The following is a 25,247-nucleotide window of genomic DNA, read 5'->3' on the forward strand; positions in this document are numbered from 1 at the left end:
CCCGCGCGTGCCCCCGCCCCGCGCGTGCCCCCGCCCCGCGCGTGCCCCCGCCCCGCGCGTGCCCCCGCCCCGCGCGTGCCCCCGCCCCGCGCGTGAATGGGTCGGTCCTGCTGGCCGTGGATGTTGTTTGGCGGGTGGTCGGTGCTGGCTCAGCACATCCGAGCGCTGTAGGTCACCACGCAACCCCATAGCGCAGGTCCGTCGTGACTTGCGTTCAAATCGCGCCGCGCGTCACCACGCAACCCGTGCCGGTCGGTGCGTGGAGGGTCGTGGCGTGGAGGAGCGGGCGATGTCGTGAAGCGACGGGTCCGTCCGATTGCGGCGGATCTTGCCCGGCTGGTTGTCAGTGCTGGCTCCAAGGCGATCGAGACAGCACTGACAACCAGCCGGACGCGACGGTATCGAACTCGCTGGAGACGGGGGAGCCCTCGACGATCCGGCCGGATCGTCGAGGGCTCGCGTGTGCCGGGTCGCGGTTTGCGCCGTACCCCGCGAAGGGTTCGATCCCGGGTCAGGAGAACTGCGGGATGATCTCCTCGGCGAACCGCAGCAGCGGCTCGTGGTCGTAGGCGACCCGCGGGATGTAGACGATCACGTAGTTCGCGCCGGCCTCGACGAGCTTCTCCAGCTTGGCGATGTTGTCCGCGGTGGACGTCTCGAGGTCGAGGTTGAAGCTGGTCGACTTCTTGATCCGGTCGTAGTCGCGGCCCAGGTTGTCACAGTGGTCGCGCAGGATGGCGGCCTTCTGCCGGAAGATCTCCGGGTCGCCGTTGCCGAAGTTGGAGCCGTCGGCGTACTGCGCGACCAGCTTGAGGGTGACCTTCTCGCCGCCGCCGCCGAGCCAGAACGACGGGTGCGGCTTACGGACGCCCTTCGGCTCGTTGATCGGCTGGTCGATGTGGTAGTGCTTGCCCTCGAAGACCGGGCGCTCCTCGGTCCACATCTTGTGGACGATCTGGACGGCCTCCCGGAAGGCGCGCATCCGCTCCGGCACCTCGGCCCACTCGTAACCGTAGGCCTTCCACTCGTGCTCGTACCATCCGGCGCCCAGGCCGGCGTAGAGGCGCCCGTGACTGGCCACGTCCACCGTCGACGCGATCTTGGCGTAGAGGGCGGGATGCCGGTAGCCGTTGCAGCCGACCATCTGGCCGATGTTCACCCGGCTGGTGTCCCGGGCCAGGGTGGAGCTGACCGTCCAGGCCTCGAAGGTGGTGTTGATGGTGGGCTCGGGGACGGTGTGGAAGTGGTCGTAGACCCATACCGAATCCCACGGCCCGGCGTCGGCTAGCTTCGCCACCGCCGTCATCGCCTCGTACTGCTCGACCGGGTCGGCGATCTCGACCAGGTCCATCCGCCATCCCTGCGGCACGAAAACCCCGAAACCAATGCTCATGGCCATAACCTACCGATCGAGTGGGAGGAGCGCGCGCGGGCGCTCGCATCCGGGTCTGTGGACGTCGTCACGCCGGCTGCCCCGACGCGGCCCCTCTTCACCTCGGATGGGTGGCTCGTCACAGCCGGAACCGCTTTGACGGGCCGTGTCTCGGGCACTACAGAACCGCCATGAGCTCGCTGTACGGCAGGGAGGCCTTGCGATGAACATGAAGATGGTCCATCACGCCGGTGCGGTGGTCCCGGAGACGGCCGGTGTCCGCGTATGCGGCTCCTGTGGCCGGCCGGTGGCCGCGCGCGACCGGGCGGAGTACACGGCGGCCCGCGCCAGGCTCCTGCTCGACCGAGGTTTCTGCCTCTGTCCGCAGCCGCCGGCCGCTGCGGAATCCCTGGCGCGGGCGTCCGCTCCGGGTATCTGAGCGGATTCCGCCGGCGCTGAGCCGCACCACCCGGCGGTGAGGCCACCGGCCCGGCCGGAACACGTGATCCGCGGCCGGGCCGGGACACCGGCCGGCGCCGGGGCGGTGGGCGCTCGCGTCCGTGGACGTCAGGCGTTCGCGGCTGTCGGCGCGCGCAGAGAGAGGGTGGCGTGCACCTGAGCGAGCTGGGTGGTGGCGGTGAGCATCGCCAGGTCAGCGCTCGGGACGTGCGGTTCGTCCGAATGGTCGTCCTCGTTGATGTTGGTCTGGTAGTCGACCAGGCAGATCTGGTACAGGCGTTCGGCTTCAGCGGCGAGTTCCGCGGCGCGAACCGCATGCTGATCAGGTGTCATGCCGGCCACCTTCGCACACCGCCCGCGCCGGCTGTCACGGGCGTGCGGATCCACCGTGTGGCTTCTCCGGTCGTCGGCGTGCCGCGACTTCCGTCGGCGGGGTGGGGGTGTGGCGATGAGCCGGGTGGGTAGACCAGTGGCGTGCGTATCGGCAATATGGAAGTCCGGTTTCTCGGCGGCGGCGCGGGTTGCCTCGGCATGCTGCTCATCTCGATCCTGGCGTCGGTCGTGCTGACCGTCGTCGTCAACATGCTGCTCTGACCGAAGCCGGCCGCTCGCTGCCCGCGACGTGCCGGGGCGAGCCGGCGCCGCATTCCGTGGCCACGGCCGGGCCCTCCATGATCATGCGACGTGGTGGCTGCCGGGCGCACCCCGGCCGGGACCGGCGGCAAATCCTAGTTACCCTATGGGCCATGAGTTGCTGTACGCCGTCGTCCGGCCGATCGTCCGCCGTGTCGCCCATGCCGGCCCCCGGCGTGGGCGTGCACGCGATCGAGCAGGTCGCGGTGCCCGCCCAGACCTATGCGATGGGTGACGCGCACGGCGACGGCGTGCCGGGCGACGGCGAGCGACCCGTTCACGAGGTACGCGTCCCCGCGTTCACGATCGACGCCACCTCGGTGACCGTCGCCGACTTCCGCGCGTTCGTGGACGCCACCGGCTTCCGCACCGACGCCGAGCGCTACGGCTGGTCCGCCGTCTTCCATCTCGCCCTCACCGACCCGGACCGGGTCGCCGGCCGGCTGCACGGCACCCCGTGGTGGCTCGGTGTCGAGGGCGCGGACTGGGCGCACCCCGGCGGCCCGTCCGACACCGCCGCCGACGATCATCCGGTCGTGCACGTGAGCTGGGACGACGCGCGGGCCTACTGTGCCTGGGCGAACCGGCGCCTGCCGTCGGAGGCCGAGTGGGAGGCCGCCGCCCGTGGCGGCCTGCCCTCGCGGCGTTATCCGTGGGGTGACGAGCTGCCGGCCGAGAGGCATGCGCTGAACATCTGGCAGGGCGAGTTCCCGCTGGCCAACACCGGTGCCGACGGCTGGATCACCACGGCGCCGGTCCGTTCCTTCGAGCCGAACGGGTACGGCCTGTGGCAGCCGGTCGGCAACGTGTGGGAGTGGGTCGCCGACTGGTTCTCGCCCACCTACTACGCCCAGTCGCCCGTGGAGGACCCGCGCGGGCCCGCCGAGGGCGCGGCGAAGGTGATCCGTGGTGGCTCTTACCTCTGCCACGACTCATACTGCAACCGCTACCGCAACGCCGCCCGCTCGTCCAACACGCCCGATTCGTCGACCGGCAACACCGGCTTCCGTACGGTCGCTGAAAATCTTGGCGAGGGGCTGGCACTCGGTCGGTGACAGTGCTAAAAAATAACTCGTAGGCGCTGGTCAGAGATCTGGTGCAGATCGATCCGACCTAGCCACCTCGGCGAGAATTGTCAGCCGAGCGCCACGTGCCGCCGGAGAGCCCGGCGGCCGCATCGAGGAGGTTGATCGTGGTGCTGACTTTCGATCCTTTCCGCGAGTTCGACCGCCTGGCCGGTCAGATGCTGGGCACCCCCGGCGTCAGCGGCGCCGCCGCCGTGGCGATGCCGATGGACCTGTACCGGTCCGGTGACCACTTCGTCCTGCACTGCGACCTCGCCGGCATCGACCCGGGCTCGGTCTCCGTGGACGTGGACGGACGGGTCCTCACCATCAAGGCCGAGCGCACCGCCCGCACCGACGCGGACGTCCAGTGGGTGCGCCGCGAGCGGCTGACCGGCGCCTTCGAGCGCCGCATCACCCTCGGCGACGGCCTGGACCTGGCGAAGATCGACGCCACCTGGCAGGACGGCGTGCTGACCGTGACGATTCCGGTCGCCGAGGCCGCCCGGCCGCGCCGCATCGAGATCGCCACCGGCCGCGCCCCGGCGCTCACCACGTCCGAGCCGGCCACCATCGAGGGCGACACGACGGAGTCGGCAAGCGTCGTGAAGTGACGTGCACGTCGTGGCGCGGTGGGTGCCGCCGCGCCACGACGCCGTGACTCAGGCGTAACCGCAGCCGCTGATGGCGCCGTACTCCATGGGGTAGGGGTTGAACTTCAGGTAGCGGCCGTTGCTCGGATGGCGGTACCAGGAGATCGCGCGGTTGCCGCCGTAGGACTGGTAGGTGACCCAGTTGTCCGCCAGGGTGAGGTTCACGCCCGCCTTCGCGAAGGTGTTCGGCCCGCGAATGCCGGAGAAAGACGTCCATGAATCTTCATGGTGATCATTGACACGGAGATCATCGATGGAGGGAATGATCGTCGGCCGGACGGTGGAGATCATCGGCCGATGCGGCTGTTGCCGCGGATCGCGGGGACGAGGCATGGTTGCGGCTCCCTCTGAACTCTCCGGAGCCCGCCTTGCCCAGCCGCACCTTCCTCCAGGTGGCCGCCGTCGCCGTGCTCGTCTTCATCGGCGCCGCTCTGCTGGCCCTTAACGTTTCGCCGGCCGGAATCCTCGGCATCGCCGTGTTCGCCGTGCTGCCGCTCGCCTGGCTCACCGCGTTCTGCAGCCTCGCCGGGCTGGCCCTGGCCCGCATCCGGCACTGAGGCAGCCGCCGGGCTGGCCCTGGCGCGCATCCGGCACTGAGGCAGCCGCCGAGCTGGCCCTGGCCCGCATCCGGCACTGAGACAGCCGACAGGGCGGTGCTCAGCCGGCGTCCGGCTGAGCACCGCCCTGGTCGAAACGCCGGGTATCAGGAACCGGCGGACGATGCGGCCGGCTTGAGCAGCGGCACCCGCTCCCACACCCGGTGCCGGCCGAGCGCGGCGGCCAGGGTCTCCGCGTCCGGGTCCGGCAGGATGCCCGGGGCCTTCAGGTCGATGCCGGCGTTGGCCAGCAGCTGCTCGCCCTTGCCCCACACGCCGATCGGCTTGAGGTGGCGGAACGCCTCCTGCAGCAGCACCGTCATCTGGAGGTCGGTGGTGGCGGTCGCGGCGATCACCGCGTCGAACTCCACGGACCGGGCGGTCTGGAACGTGCGTTCCACACCGGGGCCGCCGACCGGCGCGATCACCCGTACCACCACGCCCTGGGCTTTCAGCGCCTTCTGCAGCGCCTCCGCCTGCTTGTCCGGCGTGCCGATGATGCCGACGACCCGGCCGGCGATCGGCCACACCCGGTCGGTGATCTGCGCCAGCGCCGGCGACGGCGTCACCGTGACCGGCGGCTTCCCTTCGGGAGCCGGCAGACCCAGGCCCGCGGCGACCTTCGCGGTCAGCTCACTGTTCACGTTCGCCAGGACGGACAGCATGCGTACGCGGATCGCCTGCTCGTAGCACTTGCTCAGCTCGAACGTGAACGCCTCCGCGATGTGGTCCTGCTCGATCGGGCTGAGGCTGGCGTAGAAGAGCGCCGCCTGCGTGTAGTGATCGGCGAAGGAGACCGGGTTGGCCCGCACCTTGTCGCCGAGGACCGGCTTGGGCAGGTGGACGTACCCGCCCTTCTCCGGCCCGGCCGGGACCGGGCCCTCCTCGCCGGCGAGGCTGTTCGGCAGGTACGGCGCGATGCCCCGGTGCACGACGCTCTGGTGCAGGCCGTCCCGGAAGTTGTCGTTCACCGGCGCGTGCGGCCGGTTGATCGGCAGCTGGGTGAAGTTCGGCCCGCCCAGGCGGCTGAGCTGGGTGTCCAGGTAGGAGAAGAGCCGGCCCTGCAGCAGTGGGTCGTTGGTGACCTCGATGCCCGGCACCAGGTTTCCCATGTGGAACGCGATCTGCTCGGTCTCGGCGTGGAAGTTGTCCGGGTTCCGGTTCAGCACCAGCTTGCCGATCGGCTGCACCGGCGCCAGCTCCTCCGGCACGATCTTCGTCGCGTCGAGCAGGTCGATGCCCTCGAACGTCTCGTCGCCGCTGTCCGGCATCACCTGGATGCCCAGCTCGTACTCGTAGAACAGCCCCGCGTCGATCGAGTCGGCCAGGTCGCGGCGGTGGAAGTCCGGGTCGACGCCGCCGGTGATCTGGGTCTCCTCCCAGGCCTGCGAGTGCACCCCGGCGACCGGCTTCCAGTGGAACTTCACCAGCACCGTCTCGTTCTCGGCGTTGACCAGCCGGAACGTGTGGACGCCGAAGCCCTCCATGGTCCGGTACGAGCGCGGGATGCCGCGGTCCGACATCGCCCACATCACGTGGTGGGTGGCCTCGGTGTGCAGCGACACGAAGTCCCAGAACGTGTCGTGCGCGGTCTGCGCCTGCGGGATCTCCCGGTCCGGGTGCCACTTCGCGGCGTGGATCAGGTCCGGGAACTTGATCGCGTCCTGGATGAAGAACACCGGCATGTTGTTGCCGACCAGGTCGAACGTGCCCTCGGGGGTGTAGAACTTGGTCGCGAAGCCGCGGGTGTCACGCACCGTGTCGGCGGATCCGCGCGAGCCGAGCACGGTGGAGAACCGGACGAAGACCTCGGTCTCCCGGTCCTTCTCGGCCAGGAACGGCGCCTTGGTCACGGACGCCGCGGTCCCGTACGAGGTGAACGTGCCGTACGCGCCGGAGCCCCGGGCGTGGACCACTCGTTCCGGGATCCGCTCGTGGTCGAAGTGGGTGATCTTCTCGCGCAGGTGGAAGTCCTCCAGCAGCGCCGGCCCGCGCGGCCCGGCCTTCAGGGAGTGATCGGTGTCCGGGAGACGGACGCCCTGGCCGGAGGTCAGATGGTCGCCGGTCTGGAGTCCGCGGACCGTTGCCAGCGACTCCTTCACCGGGCTGCTCTCGGCGTCCTGCTTCACCTTCGGGCTGGGAACGGTCGGCTCCATATGGTTTTCCGTTCTGTGTGACATCGGGATCAACCCGAGTGCTTACCCAGACATCCCCCGGCAGAACGTGGGACACGGGTACGGTTTTCCTCGATGAGCGCGCCGCAACTGCTGTCCGCCTGGGCCGGCCATTGGACCGGCGACGGGACGGGCGTCACCGTGATCCTGCCGCCGCCGGGCACCGTCGCGTCCGGAGAGGTGCGCGGCGGCGCCCCGGCCACCCGCGAGTTCGCCCTGCTCGAGCCGGGCCGCCTGGTCGACCGGGTGGACGCGGTGGTGCTGTCCGGCGGCTCGGCGTTCGGCCTGGCCGCCGGCGACGGGGTGATGCGACTGCTACGCGAACGCGGCCAGGGCTTCCCGACCGACCTCGGGCCGGTCCCGATCGTCGTCGGCATGTCCCTCTTCGACGGATCGGTGGCGACCGAACCGCCCGGCGCCGCCGAGGGCCGTGCCGCGGCGCTCGCGGCCCTGAGCGGGGAGCCGTTCCGCACCGGCGCGGTCGGCGCGGGCACCGGCGCCACCGTCGGCAAGTGGCGCGGCGTCCTGTCACCGGGCGGGGTGGGCCGGGCCACCGGCCGGGTCGGCGCCGCGACCGTCGAGGCGATCGCCGTGGTCAACGCGTGGGGTGACGTGCTGACCGGGGACAGCGTCCCGGTGGAGTCGGTGCGGGCGCCGTTCCCGGTGCAGAACACCACGATCGCCGTGGTGCTCACCGACGCCCGGCTGAGCAAGGCCGACTGCCACCTGCTCGCGCAGAGCGGCCACACCGGATTCGCCCGGGCCCTGCACCCGGCGCACTCCCGTTACGACGGTGACGCGGTGGTCGCCCTGGCCACCGGCGAGGTGGACGGCGCCGACCTCGACCTGCTGCGGGCGGTGACCGCCGAGGTCATGGCCGACGCCATCCGGGCCGCGGTCAGACCTTCCTGACCGGCAGCTGCAGCTCGGTCACCCAGTCCTCCTTCCGCTCCGGGCACTCCAGGTTGACCTCGCGGGCGTACCCCAGGGCGGTGTACCCGTTCGCTTCGACCCAGCGGGCCAGACCCTGCTCCACCGGGACGATCGCCTCCATCGGGCCGTGGTGCACGATCGTCGCCGCCTCCTCGATCACCGGGAGGTCCCGTACCTCGAGATCGCCTGAACCCCGGTCGGCGGCGACCTCGATCGCGGCATGCACGGTGACCCCGCCCTCCGGCGCGTCCACGTAGTAGGCGATTCCCGGACCGGACGGTGTGACGCCTGCCGACTCCATCCGCCGGCACAGCTCGTCGTAGAGCGGGCCGATCACCGGCCCGATGTCCTCCGGCTCGTAACTGGCCGCGACCGCGGTGATCTCCGCGACCCGGACCGGCGGGATGCGCTTGATGACGACCTCGTTGGTGGGCATGTGTCCCTCACTCTCGATGGCCCGGAGCCGCGCCTCGACCTGCGCCAGCCGGGCCTCCGACGCGGTCACCGCCGCCGCCAGCTCGGCCCGGCGCAGCCGCAGCATGCCCCGCAGCTCCTCGGTGCTCAGCGTGCCGGCGACGATGTCGTGCACCTGCTGCAGCGTGAACCCGAGGTTCTTCAGGGCGATGATCCGGTTGAGCCGGGCCAGCTGGGCGGCGCTGTAACGGCGGTATCCAGTGACCGGGTCGACGTGGGCCGGCCGCAGCAGCCCGATGGCGTCGTAGTGACGCAGCATGCGGACCGACACGCGGCCGTGACGGGCGAAGTCTCCGATGGCGAACATGTTGGCTCCGAGTTCACTGCCTGACACGGTGTCAGAGTCAAGATCTGGTATTCGTGGATGATGCTTGTCGACTTCGCCGCGCCGGTCGCGGCCACACCGCTGGCGGCCGAGGCCGCGGCCGTGTCGGCGGAACAGGTCGGATATGACGGCTTCAACGCGGCGGAGACCAGGCACGACGTCTTCACCACGCTCGCCCTGGTCGCCCGGGCCACCACCCGGATCTCGCTGCAGTCGGCGATCGCCGTGGCGTTCGCCCGCAACCCGATGACCGTCGCGGTGCTCGCCAACGACCTGCAACTGATCTCCGAGGGCAGGTTCCGGCTCGGGCTCGGCTCGCAGGTGCGGCCGCACATCGAACGCCGTTTCGCGATGCCGTGGAGCCGGCCCGCCGCCCGGATGGAGGAGTTCGTGGCCGCGCTGCGGGCGATCTGGCACGCCTGGGCCACCGGGGAGCGGCTGATGTTCCGGGGGACGTTCTACCGGCACACGCTGATGACCGAGTTCTTCGACCCGGGCCCCAACCCGTTCGGCAGCCCCGCGGTGCACCTCGCCGCGGTGGGGGAGCGGATGGTGGCGGCCGCCGGGCGGGCCGCCGACGGTCTGCTCGTGCACCCGCTGACCAGCCCGACCTATCTCCGGGAGCGCATAGTCCCGGCGCTGCGCGAGGCGCGCGGCGGTGACCTGGACGGATTCCGGATCGAGATGAGCCCGATGGTGGTGCTCGGCGCCACCGCGGAGGACCGGGCCCGGGCCGAACGGGCGGTCCGGGGGCAGATCGCGTTCTACGCGTCGACGCCCGCTTACCGGCCGGTGCTGGAGCTGCACGGGTGGGGTGAGCTGGCGGACCGGCTCAATCTGCTGTCGCGGCGCGGATCGTGGGACGAGATGGCCGCCGCGATCACCGACGACGTGCTGGAGTGCTTCGCGGTGGCCGGTGACCCGGCGGCCGTGGCCGCCGGGCTGCGGGATCGATTCGCGGGCACGATTGATCGCATTTCGCTCTATACGCCGTACGAGGTGGATCGGTATCAGCCGGCGGCCGTGCGATCCGCGATCCGCAGTTCCACCTTGTCGGGGTAGAAGGCGACATGTCCGCGGATGCCGGCGACGGCGTCGTACGGATCGGTGTATTCCCAGACCGCGTCCGCGGCGCCCGGCAGGGAGTAGTAACCGGCGTCGCCCTTGTAGGGGCAGTAGGTCTGCTTGTCGCTGCGGGTGAGCAGGCTCCGGTCCACGTCGGCGAGCGGGATGTACTGCACCGGGGGGTAGCTCGCCTCCTGCAGGGTGAGCGCGTTCGCCGTGTCGGCCACCACCGTCCCGCCGGCGGTGACCGTCACCCTTCCGCCGGTCGGGGTGATCGTGATCGGATGGTCCGGGCCGGGCTGCAATCGAGGCTTGGACATATCAGGGAGCCTACTGTGACGACCGCCGTCGACGCCGTCGAAGCCAGCGGGATCGAGCACGACGTGATCCGGCACGGCCCGGTGAGCAGCGTGGCCGAGGCCGCCGCCGCCCGCCGGGTCGAGATCCGCGATCTGGTGAAGACCCTGGTGGTCCGCCGGGCCGAGGACGACTACCTGTTCGTGCTCGTCCCCGGCGACCGGGCGATCTCCTGGCCGAAACTGCGGGCCCTGCTCGGGGTGAACCGGCTGTCGATGCCGGATGCGGCTACCGCCCGCGACGCCACCGGGTACGAGCGGGGCACCATCACGCCGTTCGGGTCACGCCGGCCGTGGCCGGTGATCGCCGACGAGACGCTGCGCGGCCGGACGGTCAGTCTCGGCGCGGGCGAGCACGGGGTGGCGCTGCGGGTCGGCGCCGACGCGGCGGTCGCCGCCCTGGACGGTTCCTTCGCCGACGTGACCGAGCCCGCCGGCGTCAAGCCCTGAGTGGTCGGCCCCGCGGGAGCTAGTTCTTGAGGGCGGCGGCCACCGCGTCGGCCAGCGGGGTGGTCGGGCGGCCGATCAGGCGGGCCAGGGTGCCGGTCGCGTCGTCCAGGTGCCCGTCGCGGATCTTGACGTCGGTGTCGGCCAGCAGCGCCGCGAAGCCCTCCGGCACCCCGGCGCCGGCCAGCGCCGCCTGGTAGTCGGCGCCCGGCAGATCCTGGTAGGCCACCGGGTTGCCGGACTGCCGGGCCACCTCGGCGGCCAGGCCGGCCAGGGTGAACCGCTCGTCGCCGGCCAGCTCGTACACCCCGGTCTCGCCGCTGATCAGGACGACCGCGGCGGCCTCGGCGAAGTCGGCGCGGGTCGCCGCGGCGATCCGGCCGTCCCCGGCGGCGCCGTAGAGCGTGCCGCTGCTGATCGCCGGGCCGAACGAGCCCGCGTAGTTCTCCACGTACCAGCCGTTGCGCAGCAGCGCGAACGGGATCCCGGACGCCCGGATCAGCTCCTCGGTGGCCGAGTGCTCCGGCGCGAGCCCGATCGGTGAGGTGTCGGCCCGCAGGATGCTGGTGTAGGCCAGGAAGCCCACGCCCGCGGCCTTGGCGGCCTCGATCACGGCGGTGTGCTGCGGGATCCGCTGGCCGACCGCGTTGCCGGAGATCAGCAGCAGCCGGTCCACCCCGGCGAACGCGGCGGCCAGGGTCTCCGGGCGGTCGTAGTCGGCCTCGCGCACCTGCACGCCCTGGGCGATCAGGCCGGCGGCCTTCGCGGTGTCCCGGACGGCGGCGACGATCTCGCCGGGCGCGGTGCCGCGGGCGATCAGCGCGTCCACGACGAGGCGGCCCAGGTGTCCGGTGGCTCCGGTGACGGCGATGGTCATGGTGACTCCCTGTTTCAGACTTCTTAGAGCGGGCTCGGACTTCTTCGAGCTGGCTCGGGCTTCTTCAAGCGGTTACCGAAAGGATGGCACTAACTTTTAGAAAGCGCAAACTTTCTCGCAGCGCTGCTAGGATGCGTGGTGTGGACGACGACCTCATCGCCAGCGTCTTCGCGCGGGACTGCGCCTCCCGCGGCGTGCTCGCCGACATCACCGGCCGCTGGGGCACCCTGGCGCTGGCCGCGCTGCACGAGGGCTCGCTGCGGTTCAACGCGCTGCGCCGCCGGGTCGACGGGGTCAGCGAGAAGATGCTGGCCCAGACGTTGCAGGCGCTCGAGCGCGACGGGCTGGTCCGGCGTGAGGTGCAGGCCACCATCCCACCCCGGGTGGAGTACAGCCTGACCGATCTCGGTGCCCGCGTCGCCGCCAAACTCGTCGAGCTGATCGAGCTGGTCGAGGGCGAGATCGGCACGGCCCGCCAGGCGCAGGAAGCCTACGACCGCGCCCGTTGATAGGTTCTCCGGCGTGACGACCAGCGACGCACCCATCCAGACCGACGTCCCGCCGTCCGGCCCCGGCTGCCAGGAGTGCACCGCCGGCGGCGGCTGGTGGTTCCACCTGCGCCGCTGCGCCCGGTGCGGCCACGTCGGCTGCTGCGACAGCTCGCCCTCCCAGCACGCCACCGCGCACTGGAAGGAGACCGGCCACCCGGTGATCCAGTCGTTCGAGCCCGGCGAGGACTGGTTCTGGGACTACCGTAGTGAGCAGGCCGGCTCCGGCCCGGTGCTGGCCCCGCCGGCCAGCCACCCCGCCGACCAGCCCGCGCCCGGCCCGGCCGGTTCCGTCCCGGCCGACTGGACCCGGCGTCTGCACCGGTAGCGGTCGAACCGGCAAAGGTCGGACATGAGGGCTTGTACTCCAGCCCTCAGGTGAGCCGCGCCACGCCCGATGGTCCGTACGTCGGATGCTAAGGAGGGCAGATGCGCGGGTTACAGAACATAGGCACCGCCAAACGGCTGGGCGCCATCGTCGCGACCGGAGCGGTCGCGCTCGGTGCCATGGCCACGATCACCCTGATCGGCCAGTCGAGCATCCGCGACCAGGCCGAGGAGATGCGGGCCCTGGAGGCGTGCCGAGCCGCCATCAACCACCTGAACAACCGGCAGAGCGAACTCAAGGTCGACGCCTACCGGTCGGCCCTCGGCCACGACGTGAGCGGCGACGCCGTCGACGACGTGCAGTCGTCGGTCGACGCCGCCGACGCGATCGTCGCCTGCGGCCTGCCGACCGCGCTGCTGCAGGAGTTCCAGAGCAGCCGGCCGGACTTCGAGGACTTCAACACGTTCATCACCGACTTCGTCGCGGCCGGGGTGGCCGACCCCAAATCGGTGATCAACCGGACCGACGAGATCGCCGAGCGCAACAACAAGACCGACGACGCGCTCGACGCGCTCGGCGAGAAGGTGGACGCCGCCGTCGCCGCGGAGAAGGACCACATGGCGAGCACGGTCAGCTCGACCCGCAACACGGCGATCATCGTCGCGGTGCTCGGCATGACCCTGCTGATCGGCATGGCCGTACCGATGGTCCGCTCGATCCTCGGGCCGATCCGCAAGCTCGGCGCCGTCATCGACGCCCTCGCCAAGGGTGACCTCACCGTGCGCAGCGGCATCACCAGCCGCGACGAGCTCGGCGTCATGGCCACCGGCCTGGACAGCTCGCTGGACAAGCTCCGGGAGTCGATGCAGACCATCGCCCACGACGCCGACAGCCTGGCCGCCGCCTCCACCGAGCTGGCCGCCGTCTCCGGCGAGATCGCCTCCGCCGTCGACAACACCGACCGGCAGAGCACCTCCGCCTCGATCGAGGCCGACGAGATCTCCCGCAACGTGCAGACCGTCGCCGCCGGCAGCGAGGAGATGGGCCTGTCCATCCGCGAGATCTCCCGGAACGCGGCCGACGCGGCGCAGGTCGCCTCGATCGCGGTGGCCGAGGCCGCCCGCGCCACCGACACCATCCGCCAGCTCGGCGAGTCGTCCGCCGAGATCGGCAACGTCATCAAGCTGATCACGTCGATCGCCGAGCAGACCAACCTGCTCGCCCTCAACGCCACCATCGAGGCCGCGCGCGCCGGGGACGCCGGCAAGGGCTTCGCCGTCGTCGCCTCCGAGGTCAAGGACCTCGCCCAGGAGACCGCCCGCGCCACCGAGGACATCGGCAGCCGGGTCAACGCGATCCAGCAGGACACCGGCGGCGCGGTCGAGGTCATCAACCGCATCTCCGAGGTCATCGCCCAGATCAACGACTTCCAGACCACCATCGCCTCGGCGGTGGAGGAGCAGACCGCGACCACCGGCGAGATGAGCCGCAGCATCGCCGAGGTCGCCGCCGGTTCGCAGCGCATCGCCACCAACATCAGCGACGTCTCGTCGGCCAGCGCCGCCACCGTCGGCGGGGTCAACCAGACCCGCGAGGCCAGCACCGAGGTGTCGCGTACCGCCGAGGAGCTGCGCACCCTGGTCGGCGCGTTCAAGTTCTGAGACGTCCATGGGAGGGGGTCGGCCGAGTCTCTCGGCCGGCCCCCTCCGCCGTTTCCGCTCAAGACTCGCGGACTACTGCCGATGGAGGACTCATGCGTACGCTGCTGATCCGGCGCGGGGCCGCTCCGGTCGACGACGACGCGCTGCTCAAACGGCGGCGCACGATCGAGACCGCGTCCCTGATCTCCCGGAGCCTCGGGATGGTCTTCACCGGTATGGCTGTCGCCGGCGACGGCATGGCCTCCGCCGGCGGCTTGCGTGCGGCCTGCTACGCGGGGATCGCCGCGATGGCCGTCGCCAACGTCTTCTCGCTCGTCAGCCGCCGCAAGCCGGGCGCGCAGTGGTACAAGCGGCTCAGCGCGGCCCAGGTCACCCTCGACACCGCGACGATGCTGGGCACCGTGGTGCTCGCCTCCGGGGTCGGCGCCACGGCGGCCTGGCCCCTCTTCGCCCTGGCCGTGGCGGTGGCCGCGCTGCGGCACCAGCTCCTCGGCGCCATGCTGGTCTTCATCGCCACCTCGCTCGGCTTCGCTCTGCTCGTGCCGGATTCGCACGACCTGACGTTCGTGGCCGGCGTCAACTTCATGATCGCGATCATCACCGGGACCCAGTCGTCGTCGCTGGACCGGCACCTCAAGGACCTCAACCGGACCCGGCGGGCGCTGCAGCACCAGGCCACTCACGACGGGCTCACCGGACTGCCGAACCGGGCACAGCTCGCGACCTACGCCGACGAGCGCGCCGGCCGGCCTCTCGGCGTGCTGCTGCTCGACCTCAACGGGTTCAAACAGGTGAACGACACGTACGGGCATGCCGCCGGCGACCGTCTGCTGCACGAGGTCGGCGCCCGCCTCACCGCCGTCCTCGGCCCGGACGAGCTGGCCGGGCGGATCGGCGGAGACGAATTCCTGGTGCTCCTGCCGGAGACCGCCGCGGACGCGCTCGACCCGGTCGCCGACCGGATCCGCGCCGCCGTCCGCCGGCCGATCGACATCGGCGGCCGTGAGGTGACCGTCGGTGTCAGCGTCGGCACGGCACACCGGGAAGCCGGGAGCGGGGCCACCCTCGACACGCTGAGCGCCGAGGCCGACGCGGGCATGTACCGCGACAAGCGGGGGCGATCGGTGGCCGCCTGAGCTCGCGAGCCGATCGATTGCCATGATTGCCGCGGAGGGGTAGGTTTCGCGGAAGGGGCTGCCCGGGCGGGGTGGAACGCGTCGATGCACGCTGTCCATCTCCCCTTGAAGAGGCAGGTCATGAAGAGAAGACTGGCCACGATCGCCGCCGTCCTCATCACCCTCACCGCATCCGCGCTGATGTTCGTCCGTCCCGCGTACGCCGCCGCCGGCCTGCACATCGAGGGCCGCAACATCGTCGAGGCCAACGGCAACACCCTGATCATGCGCGGCATCAACCACATGCACACCTGGTACGCCGGGCAGACCGGCTCGTTCGCCGACATCAAGGCGACCGGCGCCAACACGGTCCGGGTGGTGCTCAGCGGCGGGCGCTGGACCGCCAACACCGCCGCCGACGTGACGAACGTGATCGCCCTCTGCAAGCAGAACCGGCTCATCTGCGTCCTGGAGAACCACGACACCACCGGGTACGGGGAGGACGCCGCCGCCTACAGCCTGGACCAGGCCGCCGACTACTGGATCGGCCTGAAGAGCGTGCTCACCGGCCAGGAGAACCACGTCGTCATCAACATCGGCAACGAGCCGATCGGCAACACGAACGCCGGCCAGTGGACCGCCGCGACCGTCGCCGCCATCCAGAAGATGCGCGCCAACGGCTTCGAGCACCTGCTGATGATCGACGCGCCGAACTGGGGCCAGGACTGGCAGTACGTGATGCGCGACAACGCGCAGACCGTGCTCGACGCCGACACGCAGGACAACACCGTGCTGTCGATCCACATGTACTCGGTGTTCAACACGGCCGCGTCGATCCGCTCGTACCTGGACACCTTCCAGGCCAACGGCTGGCCGCTGGTGATCGGCGAGTTCGGTTGGCGGTTCGACGCGAGCCAGGTCGACGACCAGACCATCCTGGCCGAGGCGCAGGCCCGCGGCATCGGGTACCTCGGCTGGTCCTGGGCCGGCAACACCGACCCGATCCTGGACATGACGAACAACTTCGACGCCGCGTCGCTGACCACCTGGGGCGAGCGGATCATCAACGGCCCCAACGGCATCCGCGCCACCAGCCGGGAGGCCACCATCTTCGGCGCCCAGCCCAGCGGGTCGCCCAGCTCGCCCTCGACGAGCCCGTCCACTCCGGCCGGCGCCTGCACGGCCACCTACGCGGTCACCGGCCAGTGGCCGGGCGGCTTCCAGGGCGACGTGAAGGTCACCGCCGGCTCCTCGGCGGTCAAGAACTGGACCGTGACCTGGACCTACGCCAACGGCCAGACCGTCTCCAACGCCTGGGGCGCCACCGTCACCAGCGGCGGAACCACGGTCACCGCCCGCAACGCCGCCTGGAACGGCACCCTGGCCGCCGGCGCCTCCACCAGCTTCGGTTTCCTCGGTTCCTGGACCGGCGCCAACAGCATCCCCACCCCGACCTGCACCGCCGGCTGACCGTTCTTCTCGCGTGGTGAGTCGCGGCGGACCGTCCCGCCGCGACTCACCACGCTCGGCGGCCGTGCGTCACGCGAGATAGGTGCCCAGAGCATCGAGCAGGCCCCGGCTGCCCTTCTCGCGGTTCGGCCCGTCGGCCCAGAACCGGTCGAAGAAGACGCCGTGCTCGACGTGCGTGAACCGGGTGCCCTCGTCGATCGGCTCGAACTCGAGCGACGCCACCGAGGTCGACATGTGGATCCCGTCGAGCCACATGTCGTACGTCGTGACGATGCGGACGTGTTCGACGATGTCGGTGTAGGTGGCCTCGTAGCGCGAGACCGGGCCGCCGTGGAATCTGCCCTCGGCGATGTCGCGTCCGCCGACGCGGAAGTCGGAGGCCCACTCGCTGGGCTCGACGGCGTCACCGGCGCCCCACCAGGCCCGCTTCTGCCGCTCCTCGGCGAACGAATCCCAGACGCGCTCGAGTGGATGGGGGTAGTCGCGGGTCAGAGTGAACCCGGCGTGGGCGAGTCGGCGTTCGATCGTCATCGGTGCGTCCTATCGCGTGAAGGTGACGTGGATCGTGCCGCTCTCGGCCACTTCCGTCGTCACCTTGTGGGTGTGCTCGAGGCCGCGCAGGTCGTCCCACAGCCGGGTGCCCCGGCCGAGCAGGATGGGGGCGATCATGACGTGCAGGTGGTCCACCAGGCCGGCGCGCAGGAAGGCCCGGGCGGTGCTGACGCCGCCGCCGACGCGTACGTCCGAGCCGCCGGCGGCCTCGGTCGCCTCCGCGAGCACGTCCTCGACCGTGGTGTCACGGAAGTGGAACGTCGTTCCGCCCTGCATCGGGATCGGCGGGCGCGGTGCGGTGTGGGTGAGGACGTAGACCGGGGTCCCGAACGGCGGCTGGTCACCCCACCAGCCCTTCCAATCCGGGTCGTCAGGGAACGCGTGCAGGCCGAACATGGCCGCGCCCATGATCTCGGCGCCGATGCCGTCGAAGTGCGCGGCGGCGTGAGAGTCGTCGATGCCGGTCGTGCCGGCGCCGGTGGTGTCGCCGAGGACACGCTCGTGGAACGTACGAGTCGCGGCGTAGGCAGCCGTGAGGCGTCCCCAGTCCTCTCCCATCGGATTGTCGGCGGTGCCGCCGGTCGTCGAGGCGTAGCCGTCCAGCGAGGCGAACATGTCGATGCGAACGCGGGTCATGTCAGGTGTCCTTCGGTGTGGTCCGGGTCAGGTGGATGCCGAGCCGATCGGCATGGCGTTCCGCGGGGGTTCGTTGCTCGTCGAGCCACAGGTGCAGGACGTCGAAGGCGCCGGGTCGCAAGCTCACGGTGCGGACGCGTCCCTGCTTCTGCGACGTGACCAGTCCCGCGTTCTCGAGGACGCGCAGGTGCTGCATGAGCGACGGCAGGGCCATCGAGAACGGCGCCGCGAGTTCGGACACGACGGCCGGGGATCTCGCCAGCCGTTCCACGACGGCCCTGCGCGTCGGATCCGCGAGTGCGCGGAGCACGGCGTCGATCTCGTCGTGATACTTAGGCACACGCCTTACTATTCTAGCCGGGCGGCTTCCGGTCAACCGGCTCACTCGATAGCGATCTCTGCGGGCGAGGTCCGCACCCTGGGCCGGGTGGCCGCGTCGCGTGGGACGGCGCGGATCCGGCGAGTGGCCGGTTACGCGTACCGGGGAAAGGGCGGAAGCTGAATGCGGAGCCCGGCCACAGGTGGGTTCAGAGCCGCCAGGTGCCGTCGTCGCCGACGCGCGGTGGCGCGGCGCCGGTGATCAGCGTGGTGAGGGCCGCGTCGAGGTTGTCGCCCAGGTGCCACTCGCCGCCGGCGTCGAGTGCGAAGACGCGGCCCTGTTCGTCGATCGCCAGGATGGCGTCGTCGGCGCCCTCCACACCGAGTGGGAAGAGGGGTGCGCCGAGTGCCCGGGCGAAGGCGGCGAGGGTCTCGGCGGTCGGCATCGCCATCACCGGGTCCAGCGCGAAAGGGCTTCGCCGCAGCGCGACACCCGCACCGTCCTGATCGACGTAGAGGCCCGCGAATTCGTTGAGCGCCCGCTCGGCTGCGGGAAACGGCGTGTGCCGCGTGCCGTCGGCTGCGGTGTGGGCGCACACCGTCCGGATCGCCGCAGCCGCCAGTTCCGGAACGTGGCGGCCCTCGGTCCAGCCGGCGTCACGCAGCACGGCCGCCACCCGGTCGGGGAATCGCTGCATCACTCTCCTCCCGGTGGCAGACCGAGATAGTCCAGGAACAGCAGGACCGGCAGACCGGGGCGTACGGTCGTGCCGCTGAGCGGGTCACCGTCCTCGCGGATCCGGAAGGTCTCCAGCCGGGCGCCCCGGACCAGCTTCCGCATCTCGGCCGGCGTCGGCGGAGGCTCGCCGTTCTCGACGCGGGCGGTCTCCTCGGCCCAGAAGAACTCCGAGAAGACCGCCGCCTCGGCGCTGCGCTCACCGCCACGCTCGCGGTAGTGAGCCGGAATCGCCTGGAAGAACGTGGACACCGCCGGGTGCAGCGGCCGGCCGGTGTCCGAGCGCCGGCTCCGCGCCACCCAGTAGCGGTCGCCGATCGTCAGCCGGCTCATCGTGGCGGGGAACGATCGGGGCTCCGGCACCTGCGGGGTGGGCCGGGGCGGCGGCCGGAAGTCCCGCGAATACCATGCGGCGATGTCGGGCGGCGGCAGCGTGCCACCGACGACCAGCTCGCCCGTCCGCCGGTCGAGCACCATGCCGGCCACCCAGTGGCGCTCGGCGGCGGGGAAGCGGGCGGAGATCACCCAGCCCAGCTCGAACTCGAACAGGACGGGCTCCGCGCCGGGCGCCGCCGCCGCGACCCAGCGCCGGGCGCGTTCCTCGGCGTCGGATCGGGTGAGCGTCGACATGATCTCACTTTAACGAGGCTCATCCACCGCCCCTTCGATCGATCGCGATGCACTTCGACGTAGCAGGTCCCATTGTGTTGGGAGCGCTCCCATGGCAACATCGGTGACGACGCGCCCCGCCCATCCCCGCGTTGTTCGCAGCCCTCGGCCGGTGAAGTCGAGAGCGCCACCGCATCCCGACTTCACCGGCCCGCCATTCCATCCCGCCCTCGACGGGCGGCTCCGTCCGCATGGGCGAGAGCTGCCCGTCGACGGAGGTCAGGACCAGGTGTCGAGGACCTCGGCGACCGTCGCGCGCCGGACGGCCGTGGGCGTGGCGGCGGGGGTTCGCTGCAGGCGCGGGGCCGGGGCGGGCTGAGTCACGCCGTCCACCTCGATGAAGGCGCCGCGGGCCTGGTTGTGCGGGTGCGACGGGGCTTCCGCGAGGGAGAGGACCGGGCTCACGCAGGCGTCGAGGCCGTCGAAGATCGAGGCCCATTCGTCGCGGGTACGGAGGGCGAAGCGCTCGGCGAAACGGCGGCGCAGTTCCGGCCACCCGGCGGCGTCGAACTGGCCGGGCAGGTCCGGGTCGTCGTCCAGGCCGAGACCCTTGAGCAGTGCGGCGTAGAACTGCGGCTCCAGGGAGCCGACGGCCAGATAGCCGCCGTCGGAGGCCTGATAGGTGTCGTAGAACGGGGCGCCGCCGTCGAGCAGGTTCTGGCCGCGGCCGCCCGGCCATCTCCCGTCGGCGAGGAAGCCGTGCAGGAAGGTCATCAGCAGGGACGAGCCGTCGACCATGGCGGCGTCGACGACCTGGCCGCGGCCGGACGTCGCGCGTTCGAGGAGGGCGGCCAGGACGCCGACGGCGAGGAGCATGCCGCCGCCGGCGAAGTCGCCGAGCAGGTTGATCGGGGCGTGTGGGCGTTCGCCGGGGCGGCCCAGGGGTTCCAGGGCGCCGGCGATGGCGATGTAGTCGATGTCGTGTCCGGCGGCGGCGGCCAGGGGGCCGTCCTGACCCCAGCCGGTCATCCGGGCGTACACCAGACGGGGGTTGATCCTCTCGCAGTCGGCGGGGCCGAAGCCGAGACGTTCGGCGACGCCGGGGCGGTAACCCTCGACCAGGACGTCGGCCCGGGTGATCAGGCTGAGCAGGTCGGCCTTGCCGGACTCCGACTTGAGGTCGAGGGTGACCCGGCGGCGGCCGCGCTGCAGCGGACCGGTCGGTCCGGTGCCGCCGGGGCGGTCCACCAGGACGACGTCGGCGCCCAGGTCGGCGAGGACCATGCAGCCGAACGGGGCCGGGGCGAGTCCGGCGAGCTCGACGACCCGGATCCCGGCGAGCGCGCTCATGCGCCACCCCGGCCATCGGCGCGGCCGGCCGCCCGTCCACCGGCAGGCTCGCCCGCCCGCTCTTGCGCGATCTTGGGGGATCGACCATCGGAAACGGGGGTGAATCGTCCAAGATCGCGGGCGAGAACGTCAGAGGACACGGGAGATCAACTCCTTCATGATCTCGTTGGTGCCGCCGTAGATCTTCTGGACCCGGGCGTCCGCGTACATCTTCGAGATCGGGTACTCGGTGGTGTAGCCGTAGCCGCCGAAGATCTGCAGGCAGCGGTCGACGACCTCGCACTGGCCCTCGGTGAGGTAGAGCTTGGCCATCGCGGCGGTGGCCACGTCCAGCTCACCACGGGCGTGCCGCTGGATGCAGTCGTCCAGGAAGATCCGGGACGCCCGGGTCCGGGTGGCGACGTCGGCCAGGACCATGCGGGTGTTCTGGTGGCCGAGCAGGGGCTTGCCGAAGGCGGTGCGCTCCTTGGCGTACGACACGGCCATCTCGAGGGCCCGCTGCATGGCGGCGACCGCGCCGACGCCGATGACCAGGCGCTCCTGGGGCAGCTGCCGCATCATCTGGATGAATCCGGCGCCCTCGGCGCCGAGCAGGTTGGCGGCCGGCACCCGGAAGTCGTCGAAGAACAACTCGGCGGTGTCGTTGGAGTGCAGGCCGATCTTCTCGATCCGGCGGCCACGGCGGAACCCGGCGGGGTCGCCGGCCAGCTCGCAGACGATCAGTGACATGCCGTGGGCGCGTGCGGACGCGTCGGTCTTGACGGCGAGGACCAACAGGTCCGCAAGGATTCCGTTGGTGATGAACGTCTTCGAACCGTTGATCACGTAGTCGTCGCCGTCGCGGACGGCTTTCGTGCGGATCGACTGGAGGTCGGAGCCGCCGTCCGGCTCGGTCATCGCGATCGCGCCGATCAGCTCGCCGCCGACCAGGCCGGGCAGCCAGCGCCGCTTCTGCTCCTCGGTGCCGTACTCGTTGAGGTAGCCGGTGACGATGCCGCTGTGCACGGCGATCCCGAGGCTACCCTCGCCGGCCAGCGTCTGTTCGTGCAACAGCACGGCTTCGTGGGTGAAGTCGCCGCCGCCTCCGCCGTACTCCTCGGGGATGGAGAGGCCGAGCAGGCCGAGCTCGCCGGCCCGGCGGTAGTGCGCCCGATCGGGGTGGCCCTGCCGTTCCAGACGCTCGGCGTGCGGCAGCACCTCCTTGGTGAAGAAGGTGCGGGCGAGCTCGGCCAGGTCGTCGTGTTCCGGCTTGCGCCACGGTTCGACGTAACCGTCCAGTCCAGGGGTCGGCATCGACACACCATCGAACACTATTGGCGATGTGTCAACAAGCGCGTTATGAATTGCCGCGATTCATCTGTCCACGCGATGGACGTATCGACAAATGCCCATCTCGTCGGCCGATGGATCGACGTGCCGTAAGGTTTCGCAGGTGAGTGTCGAGTCCGTGCGCCGGCGCCGACTGGAACCGGACGCCCGGCGCGAGCAGATCCTGTCGGTGGCGATCCGCCTGTTCGGGGCGAAACCGTACGCCGAGGTGTCCACCACGGACGTGGCCCGGGACGCGGGGGTGGCGCGCGGCCTGGTGAACCACTATTTCGGTACGAAGAAGGATCTGTACCTCGAAGTCGTCCGCGTGATGCTCACCGTGCCCGAAGTCGCGTATGAGCAGCTGGACCAGGGCGAACTGCCCGAACGTGCCGACTCCATCGTCGGTTACTTCCTCGACGTGGTGTCCCGCCACAGCACCTCCTGGCTGGCGGCGATCGGGGCCGGCGGGATGGCCGGTGATGCGGATGTGGACCGGGTGATCGCTGAGGCGGTCGACGGCGCGGCGGACGGGATTCTGCGCGCGGTGGGGATGCGGGAATCGGCGACTCCCGCGTTGCGAGGCATGGCCCGGTCATACGTGGGGCTGGCGATCTACACGGCGCAGGAGTGGCTGCAACGTGGCGTGCTGACCCGCGACCAGGTGCACGCCCTGCTGGCGACCACCCTGGTGACGATGGTGGAACGAGTGTTCCCGCAAGCCTGACCGGGACCGGACCGTCCGGCACGTGGACGGTCCGGTCCCGGATTGGCCCTAGCCTCCTAGGATGCTGGACAAGGTGTGAACGCGGGGGCAGCGTCGGACCATGGGTGCATACCGGGAGGCGTACGAGCGCAGTGTCACCGACCCCGCCGGCTTCTGGCGGGACGCGGCCGGGGCCGTCGACTGGATCAGGCCGCCGGACCGGATCCTCGACGACTCCGAGGCCCCGATCTTCCGGTGGTTTCCCGGCGCCACCCTCAACACCTGTCACAACGCCCTGGACCGGCATGTCCACAGTGGTCGCGGCGACCAGCCCGCGCTGATCCACGACAGCCCGGTGACCGGCACCGCCCGCACCTGGACCTACCGCGAACTGCGCGACGAGGTGGCCGTCTTCGCCGGGGCGCTGCGCCGCCTCGGGGTGGAACGCGGCGACCGGGTGGTGATCTACATGGCGATGGTTCCGGAGGCGGTCGTCGCGATGCTGGCGTGCGCACGGCTCGGCGCGGTCCACTCGGTGGTGTTCGGCGGGTTCGGCCCGCGGGAGCTGGCGGCGCGCATCGACGACGCGCGACCCCGGGTGATCGTGGCCGGCTCCTGCGGCATCGAGGCCGGCCGGGTCGTGCCGTACCAGCCGATGCTGGCGGCCGCGCTCGCCGAATCGGCCCACGCGCCGTCGCACTGCGTGATCCTGCAACGGCCGCAAGCGCCCGCCGAACTGGTGCCCGGCCGGGACCTGAGCTGGGCGGACGCGATCGACGGCGCGCAACCGGCGGACTGCGTGCCGGTGGCGGCGACCGACCCGCTCTACATCCTGTACACGTCCGGGACGACCGGCCGGCCCAAGGGCGTGGTCCGCGACAACGGCGGGCATGCGGTCGCCTTGCGATGGTCGATGGAGAACATCTTCGGGGTACGGGCGGGCGAGGTCTTCTGGGCCGCCTCCGACGTGGGATGGGTGGTCGGGCATTCGTACATCGTGTACGGTCCGCTGCTCACCGGCGCCACCACGATCCTGTACGAGGGCAAACCGGTCGGCACCCCGGACGCCGGGGCGTTCTGGCGGGTCGTCGCCGAGCACCGGGTGGCCGCGATGTTCACCGCGCCGACCGCGATCCGGGCGATCCGCAAGGAGGACCCGGACGGCCACCTCCTGGCCGGGTACGACGTGAGCGGCCTGCGGACCCTGTTCCTGGCGGGGGAGCGGCTCGACACGCAGACGTACCTGTGGGCGCAGAACCTGCTCGGCGTCCCGGTGGTCGACAACTGGTGGCAGACCGAGACCGGCTGGCCGATCGCGGCCAGCCCACGCGGCCTGGAGCCGCTGCCCACCCGCCCCGGCTCGCCGTCGGTGCCGATGCCCGGCTACCGGGTCCGGGTCGTCGCCCCGGACGGCACCGACGTGGCCCCCGAGGCGGAGGGCGCGATCGTGCTCGGCCTGCCGTTGCCGCCGGGCTGTCTGCCGACGCTGTGGCGTGACGACGAGCGGTACGTGCGTTCCTACCTGTCGCAGTTCCCGGGCAACTATCTGACCGGTGACGGCGGGGCGTTCGACGCCGACGGCTATCTGTACGTGCTGGGCCGCACCGACGACGTGATCAACGTGGCCGGGCACCGGCTGTCGACAGGGGCGATGGAGGAGGTTCTGGCCGCCCATCCGGCCGTCGCCGAATGCGCGGTCATCGGGGTGGACGACCCGCTCAAGGGACAGGTGCCGCGCGGTTTCGTGGTGCTGAGGAACGACGTCGCGGACGATCCGGTCCGGTTGCGGTCGGAGCTGGTGGCGTGGGTACGCGACCGGATCGGCCCGGTCGCCTCGCTGCGCCGCGTCGACGTGATCGACGCCCTGCCGAAGACCCGGTCCGGCAAGATCCTGCGCGGCACGATGCGCGGCATCGCCGACGGCCGTGCGGAGCCGGTGCCCGCCACCATCGAGAACCCGGCCGTCCTGGAGGCTCTGCGCCCGGTGCTTCGCTCACCGCGCTGACCGCGTGTCCACAGCGGAGTGACGTGTCGGGGTAGGGCAGGATGCGCCCATGAATCCACGGTCGCGATTCCTCGGGACGGCGGTGGTCCTCGGGGCCGTGCTGCTGGCGATCATGGCGTTTCTCGCTCGTTCGGCGGAGTCGCAGGACCTGCTGGACAAGGGCGCCGGCGTGGTCGGCGCCCTGGTCGCGCCGGCCGCCCTGCCGTTCGCGGTCTGGACGCGCGGCGATCAGGCGCCGGCCGGCCGGGCGGAGGACGACACCCTGGAGGGGTTCGCCCGGCCGCTGCGTGAGCGGTGGACCCGGGAGGCGGCCCGGCGCGGCTGCTCGCCGGGGATCCGCTGGGGCTGACGTGGCGGGAGGCGGACCGGTCGGTCCGGGTGCCGCTGACCGCGGTGACCGTGGCGGGGGAGGAGCCGCCGGCCGAGCAGGGGCGGGTCGGCGGCGGAGCGGGGGGTGCTGCGGGGCAACGGGGCGGT

The 25,247-nt window shown here is 71.2% G+C and carries 28 protein-coding genes; 14 read left to right on the forward strand and 14 right to left on the reverse strand.

All coding sequences use genetic code 11. The features are described from left to right. Window positions 1-511: 511 nt before the first annotated feature. Window positions 512-1,393 carry an LLM class F420-dependent oxidoreductase gene (locus tag Aut01nite_RS25045; protein WP_043522550.1) on the reverse strand — a complete coding sequence of 294 codons (882 nt, stop codon included), beginning with the start codon at window positions 1,391-1,393 and terminating at the stop codon, window positions 512-514. 546 nt (window positions 1,394-1,939) lie between these two features. Beyond that, window positions 1,940-2,164, reverse strand: a complete 225-nt coding sequence (locus Aut01nite_RS25050) for a hypothetical protein (protein ID WP_236642507.1) — start codon at window positions 2,162-2,164, stop codon at window positions 1,940-1,942. A gap of 413 nt (window positions 2,165-2,577) precedes the next feature. On the opposite strand from Aut01nite_RS25050, the gene Aut01nite_RS25055 reads away from it, so the two are divergent. After that, window positions 2,578-3,519, forward strand: coding sequence for a formylglycine-generating enzyme family protein (locus Aut01nite_RS25055; RefSeq protein ID WP_052163180.1), 942 nt, complete (start codon window positions 2,578-2,580; stop codon window positions 3,517-3,519). Window positions 3,520-3,656: 137 nt separating this feature from the next. Further along, the gene (locus tag Aut01nite_RS25060) at window positions 3,657-4,142 is read left to right on the forward strand and encodes an Hsp20/alpha crystallin family protein (RefSeq protein ID WP_043522555.1); all 486 of its coding nucleotides are present in this window, start codon (window positions 3,657-3,659) and stop codon (window positions 4,140-4,142) included. 48 nt (window positions 4,143-4,190) lie between these two features. Here Aut01nite_RS25060 and Aut01nite_RS25065 read toward each other — a convergent pair whose 3' ends face one another. Then, window positions 4,191-4,472, reverse strand: a complete 282-nt coding sequence (locus Aut01nite_RS25065) for a hypothetical protein (RefSeq protein ID WP_043522402.1) — start codon at window positions 4,470-4,472, stop codon at window positions 4,191-4,193. Window positions 4,473-4,549: 77 nt separating this feature from the next. Here Aut01nite_RS25065 and Aut01nite_RS25070 point away from each other — a divergent pair, with 77 nt between their 5' ends. Next, the gene (locus tag Aut01nite_RS25070) at window positions 4,550-4,738 is read left to right on the forward strand and encodes a hypothetical protein (protein WP_043522403.1); all 189 of its coding nucleotides are present in this window, start codon (window positions 4,550-4,552) and stop codon (window positions 4,736-4,738) included. Window positions 4,739-4,884: 146 nt separating this feature from the next. Here the strand turns inward: Aut01nite_RS25070 and Aut01nite_RS25075 are convergent, their stop codons facing one another. After that, the gene (locus Aut01nite_RS25075) at window positions 4,885-6,933 is read right to left on the reverse strand and encodes a catalase (RefSeq protein WP_043522405.1); all 2,049 of its coding nucleotides are present in this window, start codon (window positions 6,931-6,933) and stop codon (window positions 4,885-4,887) included. 93 nt (window positions 6,934-7,026) lie between these two features. Between Aut01nite_RS25075 and Aut01nite_RS25080 the strand changes: the two genes are divergently transcribed. Continuing rightward, window positions 7,027-7,863, forward strand: coding sequence for a P1 family peptidase (locus Aut01nite_RS25080; RefSeq protein ID WP_043522406.1), 837 nt, complete (start codon window positions 7,027-7,029; stop codon window positions 7,861-7,863). Here Aut01nite_RS25080 and Aut01nite_RS25085 read toward each other — a convergent pair. Continuing rightward, window positions 7,850-8,665 (reverse strand): MerR family transcriptional regulator, encoded by an 816-nt coding sequence (locus tag Aut01nite_RS25085; protein WP_043522407.1) that lies wholly within the window; start codon window positions 8,663-8,665, stop codon window positions 7,850-7,852. The two genes, Aut01nite_RS25080 and Aut01nite_RS25085, sit on opposite strands and share 14 nt — an antisense overlap. 57 nt (window positions 8,666-8,722) lie before the next feature. Between Aut01nite_RS25085 and Aut01nite_RS25090 the strand changes: the two genes are divergently transcribed. After that, window positions 8,723-9,745, forward strand: a complete 1,023-nt coding sequence (locus Aut01nite_RS25090; protein ID WP_236642510.1) for a TIGR03617 family F420-dependent LLM class oxidoreductase — start codon at window positions 8,723-8,725, stop codon at window positions 9,743-9,745. Here the strand turns inward: Aut01nite_RS25090 and Aut01nite_RS25095 are convergent. Next, window positions 9,694-10,068 (reverse strand): DUF427 domain-containing protein, encoded by a 375-nt coding sequence (locus Aut01nite_RS25095; protein WP_043522409.1) that lies wholly within the window; start codon window positions 10,066-10,068, stop codon window positions 9,694-9,696. The two genes, Aut01nite_RS25090 and Aut01nite_RS25095, sit on opposite strands and share 52 nt — an antisense overlap. Before the next feature lie 15 nt (window positions 10,069-10,083). Between Aut01nite_RS25095 and Aut01nite_RS25100 the strand changes: the two genes are divergently transcribed. Beyond that, window positions 10,084-10,554, forward strand: a complete 471-nt coding sequence (locus tag Aut01nite_RS25100; protein WP_236642511.1) for an aminoacyl-tRNA deacylase — start codon at window positions 10,084-10,086, stop codon at window positions 10,552-10,554. A gap of 19 nt (window positions 10,555-10,573) precedes the next feature. Here Aut01nite_RS25100 and Aut01nite_RS25105 read toward each other — a convergent pair whose 3' ends face one another. Then, window positions 10,574-11,428: an SDR family oxidoreductase gene (locus Aut01nite_RS25105; protein WP_043522410.1), complete on the reverse strand. Its 855-nt coding sequence runs from the start codon at window positions 11,426-11,428 to the stop codon at window positions 10,574-10,576. A 131-nt stretch (window positions 11,429-11,559) separates the two neighbouring features. Here Aut01nite_RS25105 and Aut01nite_RS25110 point away from each other — a divergent pair, with 131 nt between their 5' ends. The 5 genes from Aut01nite_RS25110 to Aut01nite_RS25130 all read left to right on the forward strand — a co-directional run bounded on the left by Aut01nite_RS25110 (window position 11,560) and on the right by Aut01nite_RS25130 (window position 16,550). After that, window positions 11,560-11,937, forward strand: a complete 378-nt coding sequence (locus Aut01nite_RS25110) for a winged helix-turn-helix transcriptional regulator (RefSeq protein ID WP_043522411.1) — start codon at window positions 11,560-11,562, stop codon at window positions 11,935-11,937. A gap of 13 nt (window positions 11,938-11,950) precedes the next feature. Beyond that, window positions 11,951-12,304, forward strand: a complete 354-nt coding sequence (locus Aut01nite_RS25115; RefSeq protein WP_043522412.1) for a UBP-type zinc finger domain-containing protein — start codon at window positions 11,951-11,953, stop codon at window positions 12,302-12,304. Window positions 12,305-12,405: 101 nt separating this feature from the next. Beyond that, window positions 12,406-13,965 carry a methyl-accepting chemotaxis protein gene (locus Aut01nite_RS25120; protein ID WP_043522413.1) on the forward strand — a complete coding sequence of 520 codons (1,560 nt, stop codon included), beginning with the start codon at window positions 12,406-12,408 and terminating at the stop codon, window positions 13,963-13,965. A gap of 92 nt (window positions 13,966-14,057) precedes the next feature. Beyond that, window positions 14,058-15,101: a GGDEF domain-containing protein gene (locus tag Aut01nite_RS25125; protein ID WP_052163182.1), complete on the forward strand. Its 1,044-nt coding sequence runs from the start codon at window positions 14,058-14,060 to the stop codon at window positions 15,099-15,101. 120 nt (window positions 15,102-15,221) lie between these two features. After that, complete coding sequence (locus Aut01nite_RS25130; RefSeq protein ID WP_043522415.1) at window positions 15,222-16,550, forward strand: cellulase family glycosylhydrolase; 1,329 nt, start codon at window positions 15,222-15,224, stop codon at window positions 16,548-16,550. A 69-nt stretch (window positions 16,551-16,619) separates the two neighbouring features. Here the strand turns inward: Aut01nite_RS25130 and Aut01nite_RS25135 are convergent, their stop codons facing one another. The 7 genes from Aut01nite_RS25135 to Aut01nite_RS25165 form a co-directional block, all read right to left on the reverse strand. Further along, on the reverse strand, window positions 16,620-17,081 hold the full coding sequence (locus Aut01nite_RS25135; protein WP_043522416.1) for an SRPBCC domain-containing protein: 462 nt from the start codon (window positions 17,079-17,081) through the stop codon (window positions 16,620-16,622). Between the two features lie 9 nt (window positions 17,082-17,090). After that, window positions 17,091-17,738 carry a dihydrofolate reductase family protein gene (locus tag Aut01nite_RS25140; protein ID WP_043522417.1) on the reverse strand — a complete coding sequence of 216 codons (648 nt, stop codon included), beginning with the start codon at window positions 17,736-17,738 and terminating at the stop codon, window positions 17,091-17,093. 1 nt (window position 17,739) lies between these two features. Continuing rightward, entirely contained in the window at window positions 17,740-18,078 is a 339-nt protein-coding gene (locus Aut01nite_RS25145) for an ArsR/SmtB family transcription factor (RefSeq protein ID WP_043522418.1), read from the reverse strand. A gap of 187 nt (window positions 18,079-18,265) precedes the next feature. Continuing rightward, window positions 18,266-18,754 carry an SUKH-3 domain-containing protein gene (locus tag Aut01nite_RS25150; protein ID WP_043522419.1) on the reverse strand — a complete coding sequence of 163 codons (489 nt, stop codon included), beginning with the start codon at window positions 18,752-18,754 and terminating at the stop codon, window positions 18,266-18,268. Beyond that, the gene (locus Aut01nite_RS25155) at window positions 18,754-19,422 is read right to left on the reverse strand and encodes an SUKH-4 family immunity protein (protein ID WP_052163183.1); all 669 of its coding nucleotides are present in this window, start codon (window positions 19,420-19,422) and stop codon (window positions 18,754-18,756) included. Before Aut01nite_RS25155 ends, Aut01nite_RS25150 begins: the two co-directional genes overlap by 1 nt. Window positions 19,423-19,680: 258 nt before the next feature. Continuing rightward, window positions 19,681-20,751: a CaiB/BaiF CoA transferase family protein gene (locus Aut01nite_RS25160; RefSeq protein ID WP_043522420.1), complete on the reverse strand. Its 1,071-nt coding sequence runs from the start codon at window positions 20,749-20,751 to the stop codon at window positions 19,681-19,683. 129 nt (window positions 20,752-20,880) lie between these two features. Continuing rightward, on the reverse strand, window positions 20,881-22,044 hold the full coding sequence (locus tag Aut01nite_RS25165; protein WP_043522421.1) for an acyl-CoA dehydrogenase family protein: 1,164 nt from the start codon (window positions 22,042-22,044) through the stop codon (window positions 20,881-20,883). 139 nt (window positions 22,045-22,183) lie between these two features. Between Aut01nite_RS25165 and Aut01nite_RS25170 the strand changes: the two genes are divergently transcribed. From Aut01nite_RS25170 to Aut01nite_RS25180, 3 genes are all read left to right on the forward strand, one after another. After that, complete coding sequence (locus Aut01nite_RS25170) at window positions 22,184-22,786, forward strand: TetR/AcrR family transcriptional regulator (RefSeq protein ID WP_043522422.1); 603 nt, start codon at window positions 22,184-22,186, stop codon at window positions 22,784-22,786. A 100-nt stretch (window positions 22,787-22,886) separates the two neighbouring features. Then, window positions 22,887-24,770: a propionyl-CoA synthetase gene (locus Aut01nite_RS25175; protein WP_043522423.1), complete on the forward strand. Its 1,884-nt coding sequence runs from the start codon at window positions 22,887-22,889 to the stop codon at window positions 24,768-24,770. A 49-nt stretch (window positions 24,771-24,819) separates the two neighbouring features. Beyond that, window positions 24,820-25,119: a hypothetical protein gene (locus Aut01nite_RS25180; protein WP_052163185.1), complete on the forward strand. Its 300-nt coding sequence runs from the start codon at window positions 24,820-24,822 to the stop codon at window positions 25,117-25,119. Window positions 25,120-25,247 lie beyond the last annotated feature (128 nt).

The sequence above is a fragment of the Actinoplanes utahensis genome, assembly GCF_016862455.1.
Taxonomy (GTDB): Bacteria; Actinomycetota; Actinomycetes; order Mycobacteriales; family Micromonosporaceae; genus Actinoplanes; species Actinoplanes utahensis.

Bases quoted from the DNA above. Each gene is read 5' to 3' on its own strand.
- Aut01nite_RS25045 (WP_043522550.1), bottom strand. From the start codon at position 1,393: ATGAGCATTGGTTTCGGGGTTTTCGTGCCGCAGGGATGGCGGATGGAC.
- Aut01nite_RS25050 (WP_236642507.1), bottom strand. From the start codon at position 2,164: ATGACACCTGATCAGCATGCGGTTCGCGCCGCGGAACTCGCCGCTGAA.
- Aut01nite_RS25055 (WP_052163180.1), top strand. From the start codon at position 2,578: ATGAGTTGCTGTACGCCGTCGTCCGGCCGATCGTCCGCCGTGTCGCCC.
- Aut01nite_RS25065 (WP_043522402.1), bottom strand. From the start codon at position 4,472: ATGATCTCCACCGTCCGGCCGACGATCATTCCCTCCATCGATGATCTC.
- Aut01nite_RS25075 (WP_043522405.1), bottom strand. From the start codon at position 6,933: ATGGAGCCGACCGTTCCCAGCCCGAAGGTGAAGCAGGACGCCGAGAGC.
- Aut01nite_RS25080 (WP_043522406.1), top strand. From the start codon at position 7,027: ATGAGCGCGCCGCAACTGCTGTCCGCCTGGGCCGGCCATTGGACCGGC.
- Aut01nite_RS25085 (WP_043522407.1), bottom strand. From the start codon at position 8,665: ATGTTCGCCATCGGAGACTTCGCCCGTCACGGCCGCGTGTCGGTCCGC.
- Aut01nite_RS25090 (WP_236642510.1), top strand. From the start codon at position 8,723: ATGATGCTTGTCGACTTCGCCGCGCCGGTCGCGGCCACACCGCTGGCG.
- Aut01nite_RS25095 (WP_043522409.1), bottom strand. From the start codon at position 10,068: ATGTCCAAGCCTCGATTGCAGCCCGGCCCGGACCATCCGATCACGATC.
- Aut01nite_RS25105 (WP_043522410.1), bottom strand. From the start codon at position 11,428: ATGACCATCGCCGTCACCGGAGCCACCGGACACCTGGGCCGCCTCGTC.
- Aut01nite_RS25110 (WP_043522411.1), top strand. From the start codon at position 11,560: ATGCGTGGTGTGGACGACGACCTCATCGCCAGCGTCTTCGCGCGGGAC.
- Aut01nite_RS25120 (WP_043522413.1), top strand. From the start codon at position 12,406: ATGCGCGGGTTACAGAACATAGGCACCGCCAAACGGCTGGGCGCCATC.
- Aut01nite_RS25125 (WP_052163182.1), top strand. From the start codon at position 14,058: ATGCGTACGCTGCTGATCCGGCGCGGGGCCGCTCCGGTCGACGACGAC.
- Aut01nite_RS25130 (WP_043522415.1), top strand. From the start codon at position 15,222: ATGAAGAGAAGACTGGCCACGATCGCCGCCGTCCTCATCACCCTCACC.
- Aut01nite_RS25135 (WP_043522416.1), bottom strand. From the start codon at position 17,081: ATGACGATCGAACGCCGACTCGCCCACGCCGGGTTCACTCTGACCCGC.
- Aut01nite_RS25140 (WP_043522417.1), bottom strand. From the start codon at position 17,738: ATGACCCGCGTTCGCATCGACATGTTCGCCTCGCTGGACGGCTACGCC.
- Aut01nite_RS25150 (WP_043522419.1), bottom strand. From the start codon at position 18,754: ATGCAGCGATTCCCCGACCGGGTGGCGGCCGTGCTGCGTGACGCCGGC.
- Aut01nite_RS25155 (WP_052163183.1), bottom strand. From the start codon at position 19,422: ATGTCGACGCTCACCCGATCCGACGCCGAGGAACGCGCCCGGCGCTGG.
- Aut01nite_RS25160 (WP_043522420.1), bottom strand. From the start codon at position 20,751: ATGAGCGCGCTCGCCGGGATCCGGGTCGTCGAGCTCGCCGGACTCGCC.
- Aut01nite_RS25165 (WP_043522421.1), bottom strand. From the start codon at position 22,044: ATGCCGACCCCTGGACTGGACGGTTACGTCGAACCGTGGCGCAAGCCG.
- Aut01nite_RS25175 (WP_043522423.1), top strand. From the start codon at position 22,887: ATGGGTGCATACCGGGAGGCGTACGAGCGCAGTGTCACCGACCCCGCC.
- Aut01nite_RS25180 (WP_052163185.1), top strand. From the start codon at position 24,820: ATGAATCCACGGTCGCGATTCCTCGGGACGGCGGTGGTCCTCGGGGCC.